14 protein-coding genes are annotated in these 16,994 nt (G+C 57.1%); 7 read left to right on the top strand and 7 right to left on the bottom strand.

Features of this window, described 5'->3' with window-relative positions; genetic code table 11:
* Positions 1–24 precede the first annotated feature (24 nt).
* On the bottom strand, positions 25–1,011 hold the full coding sequence (locus ACMWL8_RS04735) for a CobW family GTP-binding protein (protein ID WP_045259724.1): 987 nt from the start codon (positions 1,009–1,011) through the stop codon (positions 25–27).
* 123 nt (positions 1,012–1,134) lie between these two features.
* Positions 1,135–2,601: a mannitol dehydrogenase family protein gene (locus tag ACMWL8_RS04730; protein ID WP_045259725.1), complete on the bottom strand. Its 1,467-nt coding sequence runs from the start codon at positions 2,599–2,601 to the stop codon at positions 1,135–1,137.
* Positions 2,602–2,806: 205 nt separating this feature from the next.
* On the opposite strand from ACMWL8_RS04730, the gene uxuA reads away from it, so the two are divergent.
* Positions 2,807–3,997 carry a mannonate dehydratase gene (gene uxuA, locus ACMWL8_RS04725; protein ID WP_045259726.1) on the top strand — a complete coding sequence of 397 codons (1,191 nt, stop codon included), beginning with the start codon at positions 2,807–2,809 and terminating at the stop codon, positions 3,995–3,997.
* A 45-nt stretch (positions 3,998–4,042) separates the two neighbouring features.
* Here the strand turns inward: uxuA and yeiP are convergent, their stop codons facing one another.
* Entirely contained in the window at positions 4,043–4,615 is a 573-nt protein-coding gene (gene yeiP / locus ACMWL8_RS04720; RefSeq protein ID WP_008500940.1) for an elongation factor P-like protein YeiP, read from the bottom strand.
* Between the two features lie 162 nt (positions 4,616–4,777).
* On the opposite strand from yeiP, the gene ACMWL8_RS04715 reads away from it, so the two are divergent.
* Positions 4,778–5,032: a YkgJ family cysteine cluster protein gene (locus ACMWL8_RS04715; RefSeq protein WP_028013872.1), complete on the top strand. Its 255-nt coding sequence runs from the start codon at positions 4,778–4,780 to the stop codon at positions 5,030–5,032.
* Here the strand turns inward: ACMWL8_RS04715 and setB are convergent.
* Positions 5,029–6,210 (bottom strand): sugar efflux transporter SetB, encoded by a 1,182-nt coding sequence (gene setB, locus ACMWL8_RS04710; protein ID WP_045259727.1) that lies wholly within the window; start codon positions 6,208–6,210, stop codon positions 5,029–5,031. The two genes, ACMWL8_RS04715 and setB, sit on opposite strands and share 4 nt — an antisense overlap.
* A gap of 361 nt (positions 6,211–6,571) precedes the next feature.
* Between setB and fruB the strand changes: the two genes are divergently transcribed.
* From fruB to fruA, 3 genes are read left to right on the top strand one after another with little or no spacing between them, the layout of a single operon-like run.
* Positions 6,572–7,702: a fused PTS fructose transporter subunit IIA/HPr protein gene (gene fruB, locus ACMWL8_RS04705; RefSeq protein ID WP_045259728.1), complete on the top strand. Its 1,131-nt coding sequence runs from the start codon at positions 6,572–6,574 to the stop codon at positions 7,700–7,702.
* Positions 7,702–8,640: a 1-phosphofructokinase gene (gene fruK / locus ACMWL8_RS04700; protein ID WP_010433510.1), complete on the top strand. Its 939-nt coding sequence runs from the start codon at positions 7,702–7,704 to the stop codon at positions 8,638–8,640. The genes fruB and fruK overlap by 1 nt, the downstream gene beginning before the upstream one ends.
* 16 nt (positions 8,641–8,656) lie before the next feature.
* Positions 8,657–10,342, top strand: coding sequence for a PTS fructose transporter subunit IIBC (gene fruA, locus ACMWL8_RS04695; RefSeq protein WP_028013869.1), 1,686 nt, complete (start codon positions 8,657–8,659; stop codon positions 10,340–10,342).
* 46 nt (positions 10,343–10,388) lie between these two features.
* Here fruA and nfo read toward each other — a convergent pair whose 3' ends face one another.
* Both nfo and ACMWL8_RS04685 read right to left on the bottom strand, forming a co-directional pair.
* Positions 10,389–11,246, bottom strand: coding sequence for a deoxyribonuclease IV (nfo, locus tag ACMWL8_RS04690; protein ID WP_041909003.1), 858 nt, complete (start codon positions 11,244–11,246; stop codon positions 10,389–10,391).
* A 64-nt stretch (positions 11,247–11,310) separates the two neighbouring features.
* Positions 11,311–12,357, bottom strand: a complete 1,047-nt coding sequence (locus tag ACMWL8_RS04685; protein ID WP_045259729.1) for a YeiH family protein — start codon at positions 12,355–12,357, stop codon at positions 11,311–11,313.
* A gap of 97 nt (positions 12,358–12,454) precedes the next feature.
* On the opposite strand from ACMWL8_RS04685, the gene yieE reads away from it, so the two are divergent.
* Positions 12,455–13,321 carry a DNA-binding transcriptional regulator YeiE gene (yieE, locus tag ACMWL8_RS04680; RefSeq protein ID WP_028013866.1) on the top strand — a complete coding sequence of 289 codons (867 nt, stop codon included), beginning with the start codon at positions 12,455–12,457 and terminating at the stop codon, positions 13,319–13,321.
* A gap of 158 nt (positions 13,322–13,479) precedes the next feature.
* Positions 13,480–14,949 (top strand): amino acid permease, encoded by a 1,470-nt coding sequence (locus ACMWL8_RS04675; protein ID WP_028013865.1) that lies wholly within the window; start codon positions 13,480–13,482, stop codon positions 14,947–14,949.
* A gap of 54 nt (positions 14,950–15,003) precedes the next feature.
* Here ACMWL8_RS04675 and ACMWL8_RS04670 read toward each other — a convergent pair whose 3' ends face one another.
* Positions 15,004–16,989: a ligand-gated channel protein gene (locus ACMWL8_RS04670; protein WP_028013864.1), complete on the bottom strand. Its 1,986-nt coding sequence runs from the start codon at positions 16,987–16,989 to the stop codon at positions 15,004–15,006.
* Between the last annotated feature and the right edge of the window lie 5 nt (positions 16,990–16,994).

The following is a 16,994-nucleotide window of genomic DNA, read 5'->3' as shown; positions in this document are numbered from 1 at the left end:
CATTGAGTGAAAACTGGGGCAACGTTAGCCGCCCGAACTTAAACGAAGCTTCAACAGGCTGGACTGCAGGGCATTCCAGTCGGCGTTAACCGCACTAATTAACTCTATTCTGCTGTCAGGTGGCGCGACGTTTTGCGTTTCGATAAAGAAATCGTCGCCCTGGCGGTTGATCCGCACCAGCCCATCTGGCGTGCGCATGATCCCTTTCACGCGGTCGACCGGCGCAAGTCTGGCCCACTCCAGGATCCCGATGGTGTCGAAAACGGTGTCGGCATCGAAAATCCATCCGCAGGCCTGATACCCCTGACCGCTGTTAAGGTTACGACGCCAGCGCTGGTGTTCCGGCAGGCTAAGCGCGGCCAGACCCTGCTTTGCAGAATGGTGATGCGCATGCTCTGCGCTGGCCGGGAGTTGCGCCAGGTTCTGGCGGGGAAGATCCAGCAGGGCGCTATCAATATTCCCCTGCGTGGCCTGCACCCGCGTCCGATTGCCGCCGAAATGCTGCCACCACGCGTCCAGCGCGGCCCGGCTTTCCGCCGTGGCGCGATCTTCTTTATTGGCGACAATAACGTCTGCTGCGGCGAGCTGATCGCGAAAGTTCTCATTGGCCACCGCTTTTTCATCCAGAAGCTGACGCGGATCGAGCAGGCACAGCGTGGCGCGAAGATCGATCCACGGCTCGTAAACCGGGGCGGTCAGTAAATCGAGGATCTGCTTCGGGTGGCCCAGACCGGTAGGTTCAATCAGCAGGCGGTCCGGTTTGCCCTGACGCAGCAGCGTATTGAGGCCTACCTGCATCGGTAAGCCGTTTACGCAGCACATGCATCCGCCGGGGATCTCTTTAATCATTGCGCCGCTGGATGACAGCAACGCGCCATCAATGCCCACTTCGCCGAATTCATTGACCAGCACGGCCCATTTCTCGGCGGGATCTTTATTCGCCAGCAGATGAAGAATAGAGGTGGTTTTACCGCTGCCGAGAAAACCGGTGATGAGGTTGGTTTTGGTCACGTGCGCTCCGCAAGAGAATTGTGATGCTATAACACTATGCTCTTATCCTGGCGAAAAACGGGCGCAATGAGAAGGGGGAGGGCGAACGGAGGCAATGTCCGTTCGCATTAAGCGCAATAATCGCTAAAGATTTAACGTTTCAATAACAGCCTGGCGTGCGCCACGGCGGATGATGCGCTGGTAGGCCTGGCTGACAGCCTCAGCGAAAACGCTATTTTGCGCGAGATCGTGACCGAAGACCTCGCTCAGCCCCAGCAGCGCATCTACGCGGTCGGCGTCGCTGCTGGCCTCGACAATCGTGCGGATTTTATCACTGAGGGGATCGCGAACGTCAATCGCGTTGCCGCGTTCGTCGAACCCGCTGACGTAGCGTATCCAGCCAGCGACGCCCAGCGCCAGCAGCGGCCATTCTGTTTTACGCTCAAGGTGGACGCGGATGCCATCCAGCATTCGCTGCGGCAGCTTCTGGCTACCGTCCATCGCGATTTGCCAGGTACGGTGCTGCAGCGCCGGGTTAGCAAAGCGATCAATCAGACTGTCGGCATAGGCAGTCAGGTCGACATCCTTTATACGCAGCGTAGGCGCCTGTTCATCCAGCATTAGCCGCCGGGCGGCTTCGCGGAAGGTGGCGTCCTCCATGCATTCATTAATATGCGCGTACCCGGCGAGATACCCCAGATACGCCAGGAAAGAGTGGCTGCCGTTAAGCATGCGTAATTTCATCTGCTCCCACGGCAGAACGTCCTGCACCATCTGAACGCCCGCCACTTCCCACTCCGGACGCCCGGCGACAAAATTATCTTCCACTACCCACTGAATAAACGGCTCGCAGCTTATGGCGCACGGATCGTCAACGCCGAGCGCGTCGGCGATCTCCGCAAGCGAGGCCTCCGTCGCGGCGGGAACAATTCTGTCGACCATCGTTCCTGGAAAGCTTACGTGGCCCTCGATCCACTCCGCCAATGCCGGGGAGCGCTTTTGCGCCATGCCAAGCACCGCATTTTTCACTACGTGTCCGTTGTCCGGAATGTTGTCGCAGGAAAGCACGGTAAACGCAGGCAAGCCGCGCTCACGGCGGCGATTAAGGGCTTCGACCAGGATCCCCGGCGCGGAATGCGGCTCAGCGGGATTTTCCAGATCGTGGACGATCCGGGCGTTTTGTAAATCCAGCTTACCGGTCGCGGGATCGATGCAGTAGCCTTTCTCCGTAATGGTGAGCGACACAATCGCCACCTGCGGCTCGCAAAACTTCTCTATTATCGCGGGCAGAGAGTCCAGCTTTGCATTCAGGCATTCATGCACGGCCCCGACAATAATCGGCTGATTTCCTTCAGCACCTTTCTCCAGCACGGTAAACAGGTGATCCTGCGCGCGCAGCTGGCTCATCAGCACGTCGCCGCTGAACAGGCTAATCTCACAAATTCCCCAGTCGCCGCCTTTTTCATTCAGCACCCGGTTTGTTAACAATGCCTGATGCGCGCGGTGAAACGCACCGAAGCCGAAATGGACGATGCGGGAGCGCAGTTGATGACGATCGTAGCGCGGTTGTTGAACCTGGGCTGGAAGGGCGGTTGAGGCAATTGTCTTCATGAAATACACACCTGATTAACCATTAATTAACAATGCCAGTCTAAAGTTATATGACAGCAAATAAAATTGGTAAGCCGTAAATATCCCCGTTCTGTGAGTTTGATCAATCAATGTGTGGCGGCGTGTTGACCCTTCACGGCAAACATGTATGGTAGTCGTCATTGCAGTAACCCATATTGGTATAACAACTTGAGAGGATGAGGCAATGGAACAAACCTGGCGTTGGTACGGGCCGAACGATCCGGTTTCTCTTGATGATGTGCGTCAGGCTGGCGCAACGGGTGTCGTCACGGCGCTGCATCACATTCCTAACGGCCAGGTATGGCCGGTTGAGGAGATTCAACAGCGTCAGGCGCTGCTGGCGGAGAAGGGGTTAACCTGGTCTGTGGTAGAAAGCATTCCGGTTCACGAAGATATCAAAACCCATTCCGGGGAATACCGGACCTGGATAGCAAACTATCAGCAGAGCATTCGCAACCTGGCGGCCTGCGGCATTGATACGGTCTGCTATAACTTCATGCCAATTCTGGACTGGACGCGTACCGACCTGGAATATCAGATGCCGGACGGCTCGAAAGCGCTGCGTTTTGACCAGATTGCCTTTGCGGCGTTTGAGCTGCACATTCTGAAACGCCCGGGCGCCGAAGCGGATTACACCGCTGAAGAGCAGCAGCAGGCCCTTGAATGGTTCAATGCCGCCAGTGAAGCGGACGTTGAGAAGCTGACCCGCAATATCATTGCTGGCCTGCCGGGTGCGGAAGAGGGGTACACGCTGGACCAGTTCCGCGCGCGTCTGGCGGAATACGGCAATATTGATAAGCAGCAGCTGCGTGAAAACATGGCGTATTTCCTGCGCGCTATCGTTCCGGTTGCGGAAGAAGCCGGCGTGCGTCTGGCGGTACACCCGGACGATCCGCCGCGTCCTATTCTCGGCCTGCCGCGTATCGTGTCTACGATTGAAGATATGCAATGGCTGAAAGAGACGGTAAACAGCATCCACAACGGCTTTACCATGTGTACCGGCTCCTACGGCGTGCGCGCTGATAATGACCTCGTGCGGATGATAGAAACCTTTGGCGATCGCATTCACTTTACGCACCTGCGTGCGACCTGCCGGGAGAAGAATCCAAAGACCTTCCACGAGGCCGCGCACCTTGGCGGTGATGTGAATATGGTCGCGGTGGTGGACGCTATTCTGGCTGAAGAGGCGCGTCGCAAGCAGGCGGGCGATGTGCGTCCTATTCCGTTCCGTCCGGATCACGGACACCAGATGCTGGACGATCTGCGTAAGAAAACCAACCCGGGCTATTCGGCGATTGGCCGCCTGAAGGGGATGGCGGAAGTGCGAGGGGTCGAGCTGGCGCTCAAGATGACGAAATATCCGGAGCTTCTGTAACCGTAATTGTCGGGTGGCGCAGCCGCCACCCGACAAATGCCATAATCAGTCAGCACGACCCATATAGCGTTTTTCTTCAATATGGATGCGGATCTTCTCGCCAGCGGAGAGATATTCCGGCACCTGCACAACCAGCCCGGTGGTCAGGGTTGCTGGTTTGTTGCGCGCACTTGCTGACGCGCCTTTAATGCCCGGCGCGGTTTCAACGATTTCCAGATCCACGGTCTGCGGCAGTTCAAGCGCCAGCAGCACGCCGTCCCAGGTCAGTACCTGCATGTCTGGCATACCGCCTTCAGGAATGAACAGCAGCTCTTCTTCGATCTGATCTTTGGTGAAGATGTACGGGGTGTAATCTTCTTTATCCATGAACACGTATTCGTTGCCGTCGATGTAGGAGAAATCAACGTAGCGGCGGGTCAGGGTCACGGTATCAACGATATCGTCACCTTTAAAACGTTCTTCCACCTTCAGGCCGGTACGCACATCGGCGAAACGCATTTTGTACAGCGTCGCTGCACCACGGGCGCTTGGTGCCTGAATGTCGATGTCTTTCACAATCAGCAATTTGCCGTTGTAATTCAGTACCATACCTTTCTTAATTTCGTTCGCTCTTGGCATTGCAGTAATCCTGTCTACGGGAGGTAAAAAATATCGCGCCAAATTACTCGCGCGCGGCCTTTCAGGCAAGTGGAATTCGTGGCTTTTGCTATCAATACGCAAAAGGTGTTACTGTGCGCCCGATGCCCGACTGTACGGGTGTTCGCCACCGAGAGAGCATGTATGGATTGTCGTCCAGATTGCGGCGCGTGCTGTACCGCTCCGTCCATTTCAAGCCCCATTCCAGGCATGCCTGAAGGCAAGCCCGCCAATACCCGCTGCGTTCAGCTCTCTGAATCCAACCTGTGTATGATCTTTGAGTCTCCCCTGCGCCCGAAGGTCTGTTCCGGGCTTCAGCCATCAGCTGAAATGTGCGGCAGCACGCGCGCGCAGGCAATGACATGGCTGCTGGAGCTGGAAGCGCTCACCGCGCCTTAAACGTCTTTGATCCTCGCCAGACAGCCAATCGTCAGCGTACACATCACCAGCGCAATCCAGAACACCGTGTGGTAGTTCCAGATCTCGGCAACGATACCGGCCATCGAGCCCGCGATAATCCAGCCCACGCGGGTGGTATTAGTATAAAGGGTGGTGGCGGCACCTGCCTGCCCCGGCATCAGATCCTGGAAGTAGAGCATGCCAATCCCCGCCAGGATGCCGATATACACGGCGTTCAGCAGCTGTAAAGCAAGAAGCAGGGCTGGCGTATGGACCGTCAGCATGCCAACGTAGAATAGCAGCCCGGCGACGGCCGCGATGCGCATTAAAAAACGTTTTCCAAAACGCTTCGCATAATAGCCTGCAATCAGCATGGTTGGGATCTCAAGTCCCGCGGCGGTGCCCATCATAATGCCGGCCAGCTTCTCCGGCAGGTGTAGCTCATCAATAATAAACAGCGGCATGTTAATGATATACAGGCTGTTGGTGCCCCACATCAGCGTGCAGATAACAAACAGGAGCAGGGCATCGCGGCGGTTACGACGCGGCGCTTCCAGCACGCCCGTTGCCACTTTGGGCTCTTTGCGCATTGACGGCAGAAAAAACCATACCATTGCCCCGCACGCCACAAACGCGACCGCCGCGCTCAGGTACATCACCGTAAAGCCAAACCCCATCGCCAGCGCGTAGGCCAGCGGCGGGCCAATTACCCATGCCAGCGACACCTGAGCGCGCAATATCGAGCTGAACATCACCGCTTCCCGCCCGGTATGGTCGGCATGTTCGCGGGCAAGGGCAAACAGCTGCGGGTTGGCGGTTGAGCCAAAGCTGCTCAGAAATACGCCGATGAACAGCAGAATGAAATAGTTACGGTTCCAGGCAAACAGGACGCAGGCCAGCACCCCCAGCAGACAGCAGAAAACAATCAGGCTTTTACGATCGCCTTTGCGGTCGGAACGACCGGCGAGAAACTGGCTGACGAGAATGCCGATGATGGCGCTTCCGGTAAAAAAGAAGCCAACCATCGCCGGACGAGCGTGAACTTCGTTAGTCAGGAACAGGCTCAGCGTCGGGGTTTGCAACGCACCGGCGATGCCCGTGAAGAAGGCAACAATCAGGAACGCCGTTGACGTCAAATCAAAGGGCTTCGGCGCGGTGGCCGCAGGGGTGTTATGCATGTTTTATAATTAGCGAGTAACAGAGAGGGGCGGAGTTTACGCCGTGAGTTAAAAAATAAACAGTGGGTGAAGTCAATTACCCCACGAAAAATCAAAATGGCATTTCAACTTACTCCCCACCTGGCTGAACTTAGCTGAAACTGGTTTGCTGAAGTTCAGCAAAATTTAGCTGAACGCAGAAGAAATGTGCAGTATCTCTAAATTCTGATATCGGAAATACGACATTTCTTGCAAGCCATTGCAGAAAGCGCAAGACTTTTTGAAACGTTTCAGCGCTATCTTGTTTTAACAAACGGAGCAGGCTAGCGCATTTTTTCTCATGTAAGCTGAAACGATTCACTTTCAGCAGGAGAGGAGAACCATGTTCCAGTTATCTGTTCAGGATATTCACCCGGGCGCTCAGGCCGGGGATAAAGAAGAGGCTATTCGTCAGGTTGCCGCTGCCCTTGTGCAGGCGGGTAACGTCGCGGACGGCTACGTAAACGGTATGCTGGCGCGCGAGCAGCAGACCTCCACCTTCCTCGGCAATGGCATTGCCATTCCGCACGGCACAACCGACACCCGCGACCAGGTGCTGAAAACCGGCGTTAAGGTTTATCAGTTCCCGCAGGGCGTGCTCTGGGGCGACGGCCAGGTGGCTTATGTTGCTATCGGTATCGCGGCGAGCAGCGACGAACACTTAGGCCTGCTGCGTCAGCTGACGCATGTCCTGAGCGATGACTCCGTGGCGGAACAGCTGAAGTCTGCAACAACCGCTGAAGAGCTGCGGGCGTTGCTGATGGGCGAAAAACAGAGTGAAGCGCTGAAGCTGGATAACGACACGCTGACGCTGGATGTTGTGGCCTCCGACCTGGTCACGCTGCAGGCGCTGAACGCGGGTCGCCTGAAAGAAGCGGGTGCCGCTGATGCCACCTTTGTGACGCGCGTGATTAACGGTAAACCGCTGAATCTCGGCCAGGGTATCTGGCTGAACGACAGCGCTGAAGGCAACCTGCGCAGCGCAATTGCAGTGAGCCGCGCCGCCACCGCGTTCGACGTTGAGGGCGAGACAGCAGCCATGCTGGTGACCGTGGCGATGAACGATGAGCAGCCGGTTTCGGTGCTGAAGCGTCTGGGCGATCTGCTGCTGAACAATAAAGCTGAAAAACTGCTGAACGCCGATGCGGCGACCGTGCTGGCGCTGCTGACCAGCGACGACGCGCTAACGGACGACGTGCTGAACGCCGAGTTCGTGGTGCGTAACGAACACGGCCTGCATGCCCGTCCGGGCACCATGCTGGTCAACACCATTAAACAATTTGAAAGCGAGATTACCGTGACCAACCTGGATGGTTCGGGCAAACCGGCCAACGGCCGCAGCCTGATGAAAGTCGTCGCGCTGGGCGTGAAGAAAGGCCATCGCCTGCGCTTCACCGCGCAGGGCGCAGATGCTGAACAGGCGCTGAAAGCAATTGGCGACGCCATCGCGGCAGGTCTGGGGGAGGGCGCATAATGAGCAGACGTGTTGCGACTATTACGCTGAACCCGGCTTATGATCTGGTGGGGTTTTGCCCGGAAATTGAGCGCGGCGAAGTTAATCTCGTGCGTACCACTGGCCTGCATGCTGCGGGCAAAGGGATTAACGTCGCGAAGGTGCTCAAGGATCTCGGTATCGACGTCACCGTAGGCGGATTCCTCGGTAAAGATAACCAGGATGGCTTCCAGCAGCTGTTCAGCGAGCTGGGCATTGCCAACCGTTTCCAGGTTGTGCAGGGCCGTACCCGCATCAACGTTAAGCTGACGGAAAAAGACGGCGAAGTGACCGATCTTAACTTCTCCGGTTTCGAAGTGACGCCAGCTGACTGGGAGCGCTTTGTGACCGACTCCCTGACCTGGCTGGGCCAGTTCGACATGGTGTGCGTCAGCGGCAGCCTGCCGTCCGGCGTCAGCCCGGAAGCGTTTACCGACTGGATGACGCGTCTGCGCAGCCAGTGCCCGTGCATTATCTTCGACAGCAGCCGCGATGCGCTGGTGGCGGGTCTGAAAGCCTCTCCGTGGCTGGTGAAGCCAAACCGCCGCGAGCTGGAGATCTGGGCAGGACGCAAGCTGCCGGAATTAAAAGATGTGATTGAGGCCGCCCATGCGCTGCGGGAGCAGGGTATTGCTCACGTGGTGATCTCGCTGGGTGCAGAAGGGGCGTTGTGGGTTAACGCTTCAGGTGAATGGATTGCCAAACCGCCGTCAATGGAGGTAGTGAGCACCGTTGGCGCAGGGGATTCTATGGTTGGCGGCCTGATTTACGGCCTGCTGATGCGTGAATCCAGTGAACATACGTTACGTCTTGCCACCGCCGTTGCAGCCCTGGCCGTGAGCCAGAGCAATGTCGGTATTACCGATCGTACCCAGTTAGCCGCGATGATGGCGCGCGTTGACTTAAAACCTTTTAACTAACAGCAGGAGAGGAATAATGAAAACGCTGCTGATCATTGACTCCGGTCTCGGACAGGCTCGCGCCTACATGGCGAAGACCCTGCTGGGCGCGGCGGCACAAAAAGCACACCTGGACATCATTGATAACCCAGGCGATGCCGAACTGGCGATTGTCCTGGGCGATAAAATTCCCGCTGACAGCGCGCTGAACGGCAAAAAAGTGTGGCTGGGCGATATTAATCGCGCGGTGGCACACCCGGAACTGTTCCTGAGCGAAGCGAAAGGTCACGCGACCGTCTACAGCGCGCCTGTCGCAGCGGCTCCGGCTGCGGCCTCGGGTCCGAAACGTGTTGTCGCGGTCACGGCCTGCCCGACGGGCGTGGCGCACACCTTTATGGCGGCTGAAGCCATTGAAACCGAAGCGAAAAAACGCGGCTGGTGGGTGAAGGTTGAAACCCGTGGCTCCGTAGGGGCGGGCAATGCCATTACGCCGGAGGAGGTCGCTGAGGCCGATCTGGTGATTGTGGCGGCAGATATCGAAGTGGATCTGGCGAAATTTGCCGGCAAACCGATGTACCGCACTTCTACCGGCCTGGCGCTGAAAAAGACCGCGCAGGAGTTTGATAAGGCCCTGGCAGAAGCCAAACCGTATCAGGCCACCGGCGCAGCAAAAACGCCGACCGAAGGTAAAAAAGAGTCTGCGGGCGCATACCGTCACCTGCTGACCGGCGTGTCCTACATGCTGCCGATGGTGGTTGCGGGCGGCCTGTGTATCGCACTGTCGTTCGCGTTTGGTATTACGGCATTTAAAGAAGAAGGGACGCTTGCGGCTGCGCTGATGCAGATCGGCGGCGGTTCAGCGTTCGCGCTGATGGTGCCGGTGCTGGCGGGCTTTATCGCCTTCTCCATCGCTGACCGTCCGGGTCTGACCCCGGGTCTTATCGGCGGTATGCTGGCAGTGAGCACCGGCTCCGGCTTTATCGGCGGTATCATCGCCGGTTTCCTCGCGGGTTACGTCGCGAAGCTAATTAGCTCGAAGCTGAAGCTGCCGCAGAGTATGGAGGCGCTGAAGCCAATCCTGATCATTCCGCTCATCTCCAGCCTGGTGGTCGGTCTGGCGATGATCTACCTGATTGGTAAGCCGGTTGCGGGTATCCTGGCGGGCCTGACCCACTGGCTGCAAACCATGGGCACGGCGAACGCGGTGCTGCTGGGCGCAATCCTCGGCGGCATGATGTGTACCGACATGGGTGGCCCGGTGAACAAAGCGGCATACGCCTTTGGCGTTGGCCTGCTGAGTACCCAGACTTACGCGCCGATGGCGGCGATCATGGCGGCCGGTATGGTGCCACCGCTGGCGCTTGGCCTGGCGACGATTATTGCCCGTCGTAAGTTCGACAAAGCGCAGCAGGAAGGCGGTAAAGCGGCGCTGGTGCTGGGCCTGTGCTTCATCACCGAAGGTGCGATTCCGTTCGCGGCGCGTGACCCAATGCGTGTTCTGCCGTGCTGTATCGTCGGCGGCGCGGTAACGGGGGCCATCTCCATGGCGATTGGCGCGAAGCTGATGGCACCGCACGGCGGTCTGTTCGTCCTGCTGATCCCTGGCGCCATCACCCCGGTACTGGGTTATCTGCTGGCGATTGTTGCCGGTACGCTGGTGGCGGGCCTGTCTTACGCGGTGCTGAAACGTCCGGAAGCGGAAGTTGTGGCAAAAGCAGCGTAAGCAGTAAGCAATAAAAAAGCCGGGTGCTAATGCAACCCGGCTTTTTTTATGCCGCCTGTTCTGCGGTTTGCTGTGCCTTCAGCCAGGCAATCTCCTCCGCCCAGATATCCGGATTGATGGTTTCCAGCACCATCGGAATACCGTCGAAGCGGGCGTCCTGCATAATAAAGCGGAAGGCATCGTGACCGATATTGCCTTCGCCCAGGCTGTGGTGACGGTCAACGCGGCTGCCGAACGCGCTTTTCGCATCGTTCAGGTGCATACCGCGAAGATATTTAAAGCCAACAACGCGCTCGAACTCCTCGAAAGTATTTTTCGTGGCCTCGGTGGTGCGCAGGTCATACCCGGCGGCAAACGCATGGCAGGTGTCAATGCACACGCCCACGCGAGACTTATCTTCCACGCCGTCAATGATTGCCGCCAGATGTTCAAACCTAAAGCCGAGGTTGCTGCCCTGACCAGCCGTGTTTTCAATCACTGCGGTGACGCCTTTGGTCTTATCCAGCGTCATGTTGATGGATTCGGCAATGCGCGCCAGACAGGCATCTTCATCAATCTGCATCAGATGACTACCCGGATGGAAGTTCAGCAGCGTCAGCCCGAGCTGTTCGCAGCGCTGCACTTCATCAAGGAACGCCTCGCGGGACTTATCCAGCGCTTCCTGCACCGGATGCCCGAGGTTAATCAGATAGCTGTCGTGGGGAAGGATCTGGCCCGGCCCGTAATGGTATTTTTCACAGGCGGCTTTGAAATCGTCAATGACCTCAGCGGTGAGCGGCGCGGCGCGCCACTGGCGCTGGTTTTTGGTGAACAGGGCGAAAGCGGTCGCCTCGATTTCGGCGGCGCGAATGGCGGCATTCGCCAGGCCACCTGCAGCGCTGACGTGCGCTCCAACGTATTTCATAAAAAAACTCCTGTTAACCCGAAACGCTTATGATAGCGGGTTAACAGGAGAAGGACGAGATGGTTTATGCCATCAGGCTGTGCACGGCGAGGTTAATCGCACCGCCGCCGACAATCAGCCAGATGAAGAGCACCAACGCCATCAGCAGCGGCTTCGCACCGGCTTTTTTCAGCGCGCTGACGTGCGTGGTCACCCCCAGCGCCGCCATCGCCATCGCCAGCAGCACCGTATCCAGCGTCACCAGCATCTCCACTACCGCTTTTGGCAGCAGGTGGAAGGAGTTAAAGATAGCGACCACGATGAACAGGATCGCAAACCACGGAATGGTGATTTTGCTCTTCTCGCTGCCGCCAGCCGGTGCCAGCTGTTTAACACGGGCCGCGAGGAAAATCAGGAACGGGGCCAGCATCATCACGCGCAGCATTTTGGCAATGACCGCCGCGTTTTCCGCTTCCGGGTTAATGGCGTGACCTGCCGCCACCACCTGCGCCACTTCGTGCATGGTTGAGCCAATATAGATGCCGTAGGTTTCCGGGCTAAACCAGTGCGCCACCAGCGGGTACATGGCCGGATACAGGAAGATCGCCAGCGTACCGAAGATAACCACCGTCGCGACCGCCACCGTCACTTTACTGGCTTCGGCTTTAACGACGGGTTCTGTTGCCAGCACCGCGGCCGCGCCGCAGATGCTGCTGCCTGCGCCGATTAACCAGCTGGTTTGCTTATCCAGGCCAAACACTTTCTGACCGATAAAGCACGCCAGTAAAAAGGTGCTGGTCAGCGTCAGGACGTCAATTGCAATCCCGCTGACGCCCACGTCCGCAATCTGCGAAAAGGTGAGACGGAAGCCGTAAAGGATAATCCCGAGACGTAATAAATGCTGCTTGGCGAAAATCACGCCGCCGTCGCAGGATTTCCAGATGTGGGGGTAAACGGTATTCCCGACCACCATGCCGAGCAAAATGGCCAGCGTTAACGCGCTGAACCCTGCACCGGCCACTGCCGGAATACTGCCGCCCCATAAGGCCACGCTGGTGACGACGGCGCTGAGCGCAAGGCCGGGCACGAAGTGCCACACTGTACGATGATGTTGTAAGGTGATTTCTGACATAACCTTCTCCTTTGTCTGGCTAAAGGTTACGGCGCGCTGGCTTAAAAATAAAATTGATTATATATTTATAATCAATCTTTATAAGTGGTAAGCAACCATGCACATTACATTGCGTCAGCTGGAAGTGTTTGCCGAGGTGCTGAAAAGCGGCTCGACGACCCAGGCGTCACAAATGCTGGCGCTCTCGCAGTCTGCCGTCAGCGCGGCGTTGACCGATCTCGAAGGCCAGCTGGGCGTCCAGCTGTTTGATAGGGTAGGGAAGCGACTGGTGGTCAACGAACATGGCCGCCTGCTTTACCCGCGCGCGCTGGCGCTGCTGGAGCAGGCTATTGAAATCGAGCAGCTGTTCCGCGAGGACAATGGCGCGATCCGCGTATTTGCCAGCAGCACCATCGGCAACTACATCCTGCCGGAAGTGATTGCCCGCTACCGCCGGGATTTTCCGACCCTGCCGCTGGAGTTGAGCGTGGGTAACAGCCAGGACGTGATCAACGCGGTGATTGATTTCCGCGTGGATATCGGACTTATCGAAGGTCCTTGCCACAACGTCGATATCATTGCCGAGCCCTGGCTGGAGGATGAGCTGGTGGTGTTTGCGTCTCCGGCCTCGTCGTTATTGCAGGGCGAGGTGACGCTGGAGCGGCTGGCGCAGGCGCAGTGGATCCTCCGCGAGCAGGGTTCCGGCACGCGCGAGATTGTCGACTACCTGCTGCTGTCGCATCTGCCGCATTTCCAGCTGGGAATGGAGCTGGGAAACTCAGAGGCGATTAAGCACGCGGTGCGTCATGGCCTGGGCATCAGCTGTCTTTCCCGGCGGGTGATTGCCGAACAGCTGGAGACCGGATCGCTGGTGGAAATCCCCGTTCCGCTGCCAAAACTGGTGCGCACGCTGTGGTGCATCCACCATCGTCAGAAACACCTGTCGAGTTCGCTGCAGCGTTTTCTGCGCTACTGCGAGATGTAAAAGCGCCCCTCACCCCAAAGGGGAGAGGGAAAAATAATGCGTTACTTATAATCCTGGACGCGTCATGAAGCTCTCTTATAACAGGGTATTTCTGCCGGAAGGAACGCAGATCGTCTGCTACAATCGCGCCTCATTTATTAAATGGACAGCATTTTCACATGGTTTCAGAAACTAAAACCACAGAAGCGCCCACGCTACGTCGTGAACTCAAGGCGCGTCACCTGACGATGATCGCCATTGGCGGCTCAATCGGTACAGGTCTTTTCGTTGCCTCTGGCGCAACGATTTCGGCAGCCGGCCCGGGTGGGGCATTATTCTCTTATATCCTGATTGGCCTGATGGTTTATTTCCTGATGACCAGCCTGGGCGAACTGGCGGCATACATGCCGGTGTCAGGTTCGTTTTCGACCTACGGACAAAAATACGTTGAGGAAGGCTTCGGCTTCGCGCTGGGCTGGAACTACTGGTACAACTGGGCCGTCACCATCGCCGTGGACCTCGTCGCCGCGCAGCTGGTGATGACCTGGTGGTTCCCGGACACGCCGGGCTGGATCTGGAGCGCCCTGTTCCTCGCCGTCATCTTCCTGCTGAACTACATCTCCGTGCGCGGCTTTGGCGAAGCGGAATACTGGTTCTCTTTGATCAAAGTGGCAACCGTCATCATCTTTATCGTCGTCGGCGTGGCGATGATCGTGGGTATTTTCAAAGGAGCTGAACCTGCGGGCTGGAGTAACTGGACCATCGGCGACGCGCCGTTTGCCGGGGGCTTCTCGGCGATGATTGGTGTGGCGATGATTGTCGGCTTCTCCTTCCAGGGCACGGAGCTGATTGGTATCGCGGCCGGTGAATCCGAAAACCCGGAGAAGAACATTCCGCGCGCGGTGCGTCAGGTGTTCTGGCGTATCCTGCTGTTCTACGTGTTCGCTATTTTGATTATCAGCCTGATCATTCCGTATACCGATCCAAGCCTGCTGCGTAACGACGTGAAAGACATCAGCGTCAGCCCGTTCACCCTGGTCTTCCAGCACGCGGGCCTGCTCTCAGCGGCGGCGGTAATGAATGCGGTGATCCTGACGGCGGTGCTGTCGGCGGGTAACTCCGGCATGTACGCCTCCACCCGTATGCTTTATACCCTGGCCTGCGACGGCAAAGCGCCGCGCATTTTCTCGAAACTGTCCCGCGGCGGCGTACCGCGCAACGCGCTGTATGCCACCACGGTGATTGCCGGCCTGTGCTTCCTGACCTCCATGTTCGGCAACCAGACGGTGTACCTGTGGCTGCTTAACACCTCCGGGATGACGGGCTTTATCGCCTGGCTGGGCATTGCCATCAGCCACTATCGTTTCCGTCGCGGCTACGTCATGCAGGGTCATGACCTGAATAACCTGCCGTACCGTTCAGGGTTCTTCCCGCTGGGGCCGATTTTCGCCTTCGTTCTGTGCCTGATCATTACTCTGGGTCAGAACTATGAGGCCTTCCTTGCGGACACCATTGACTGGGGTGCCGTCACGGCGACCTACATTGGTATTCCGCTGTTCCTGATCATCTGGTTTGGCTACAAACTGACGAAAGGAACCCGCTTCGTTCGCTACAGTGAAATGGATTTCCCGGAACGATTTAAACAATAACCGCGCTTCCTCTCTTTCAGCCCGCTCAACCGAGCGGGCTTTTTTATGGGCAGATCAGAAGCTGTAGGTCATGCCAACCGTATAGCGACGCCCGTCCAGCACGGTGTCATACGTGTCGTAGTCAATCTGCTTATCCAGCACGTTATACACACCGGCGGTAACCAGCAGGTTTTTGTTCGCGTTGTAGCGCAGACCGACATCAACCTGAGTGTAGGACGGTGTGCCCTGGGACATTGACGTGCGGCTCAGGTACTCAGACGTTTTACCGCGAAGGTTCAGACGGCTCCAGAAACCTACGTCGGGCGTCGCCTGCCAGTCCAGGGTGGTGTTGAACATGTGCTTCGGCATCTTGTTCAGCGGCTTGCCTGAGAACTGACCGCTCTTCTGCTCAGATTCGGTATAGGTATAGTTTGCGGTCCAGTTTACATCGCGCGAGATTTTCCAGCCGAAGGATGACTCCACGCCGCGCATGTTGGCTTTGTCCACGTTAACGCGGTCGCTCACGAAATCATAGCTGTGATCGCCAATCGTACAGGCGGGATCGGCGCTGCTGTTACAGCGGCGAACTTCCGTAATCTTGTCCTTGAAGTCGGTATTAAACAGCGTCACGCCGGCATTCAGGTTATCGTTGTTATCCCAGAGCAGGGCGAGCTCTTCGCTCAGGCTCTTCTCTGGTTTCAGATCCGGGTTGCCAACGATGATACCGTCAAGACGGCCGCCACCCGTTACCTGGCCCCAACTGGCAGACGACTGCCGCAGATCAGGCGCACGATAGCCAGCCGAAACCCCGCCTTTCAACGTCCAGTGATCGGCCAGGTGCCATACGCCGTAACCGCGCGGCGTCCAGTTCGTCCCGTAGTTTTGGTCTTTGTCCATACGCAGGCCGCCGGTCAATGTAAAGCTTTCCGTCATTGACCATTCATCTTCGGCAAACAGGGCCCAGCTCCAGCGCGTCAGTTTGTTCAGGCCGTCCGCAGCTTCCAGCTGATTGCCCTCGTCGCGCAGTTTCTCATACCGATACTGCCCGCCGAGGGTCAACGTATGATCGCCGAGGAAAATCTGGTTCTGGTTGTTGAAGGTGGTGTTATACGAGCGCATTTTGCGACCTGGATTATTGGTCTCTTCCTGCTGGATATAGCTGGTGGTATTGAAGTCGTCGTAATACCCGCTGTGGGTTAAGGAGTAAGTTGTGTGCTCATAGCGTGAGTCGCTTTTAGTATTTGGCTTACAGGTCGTTCCCCGGCAGGTTTCAGCCGCTTTCGACATTCCTGGCGTGCTGTTTCTGTCCTGAAGCTCGCGAGCAAAATCAAGATCGAAATCGTTCTTCTCATCCGGGGTGAAGTTCAGGGTAATGCCACCGTTACGCATTTTCTGCTCGTTATACCCGTTCACGATTTTATCTTCGGCGCGGCGTGACAACAGCCCCGTCACTTTTGCGCCAAGCAGACCGTCAATCAGGGGACCAGAAGCGTAGGCGTTGGTCTGGAAGATATCGCCGGAATCATGGTTTTCCTGGAAGGTTGCATCGCCGTGCAACGAACCGGTCCAGGCTTTAGTGTTTGAGACTTTTTTGGTAATGACGTTGATGACGCCACCCATCGCATCGGAGCCGTAAAGTGAGGACATCGGGCCGCGGATAACCTCAATGCGCTCAATGGACTCCAGCGGCGGCAGCCAGCCTTGTTCAATACCCGAGTTGTCGCTGTTTGGGCGGGTGCTTCGCGTACTGACGCGTTTGCCGTTCACGAGGAACAAGGTGTACTGAGATGCCATGCCGCGAATGCTGATATCACTGCTACTCCCGCCGCCGGTGACGACCACGCCCGGGACGTCTCTCAGGGCATCGGTAACATCACGGTAGGCTTTATCTTCAATCTGCTGTTTCGAAATAACAGAGATGGAGGCGGGGGCATTCTGGATCTTTTGTTCAAAACCCGTCGCGGTGACGACAACGGTGTCCTGATCGGCTGCGTGAACGAGAGGGGTGAATGTGGCAGCGCCAACGGCGACGGCCAGGAGCTTAATGCGGGGTATTGTCATTTGTA

It is taken from the genome of Enterobacter sp. 04-C-12-SI-ECC (assembly GCF_047530715.1).
In the GTDB taxonomy this organism is placed as follows: Bacteria; Pseudomonadota; Gammaproteobacteria; order Enterobacterales; family Enterobacteriaceae; genus Enterobacter; species Enterobacter bugandensis.
Note: the sequence above shows the minus strand (reverse complement) of the source record. Positions and strands in the feature narration are given on the sequence as shown.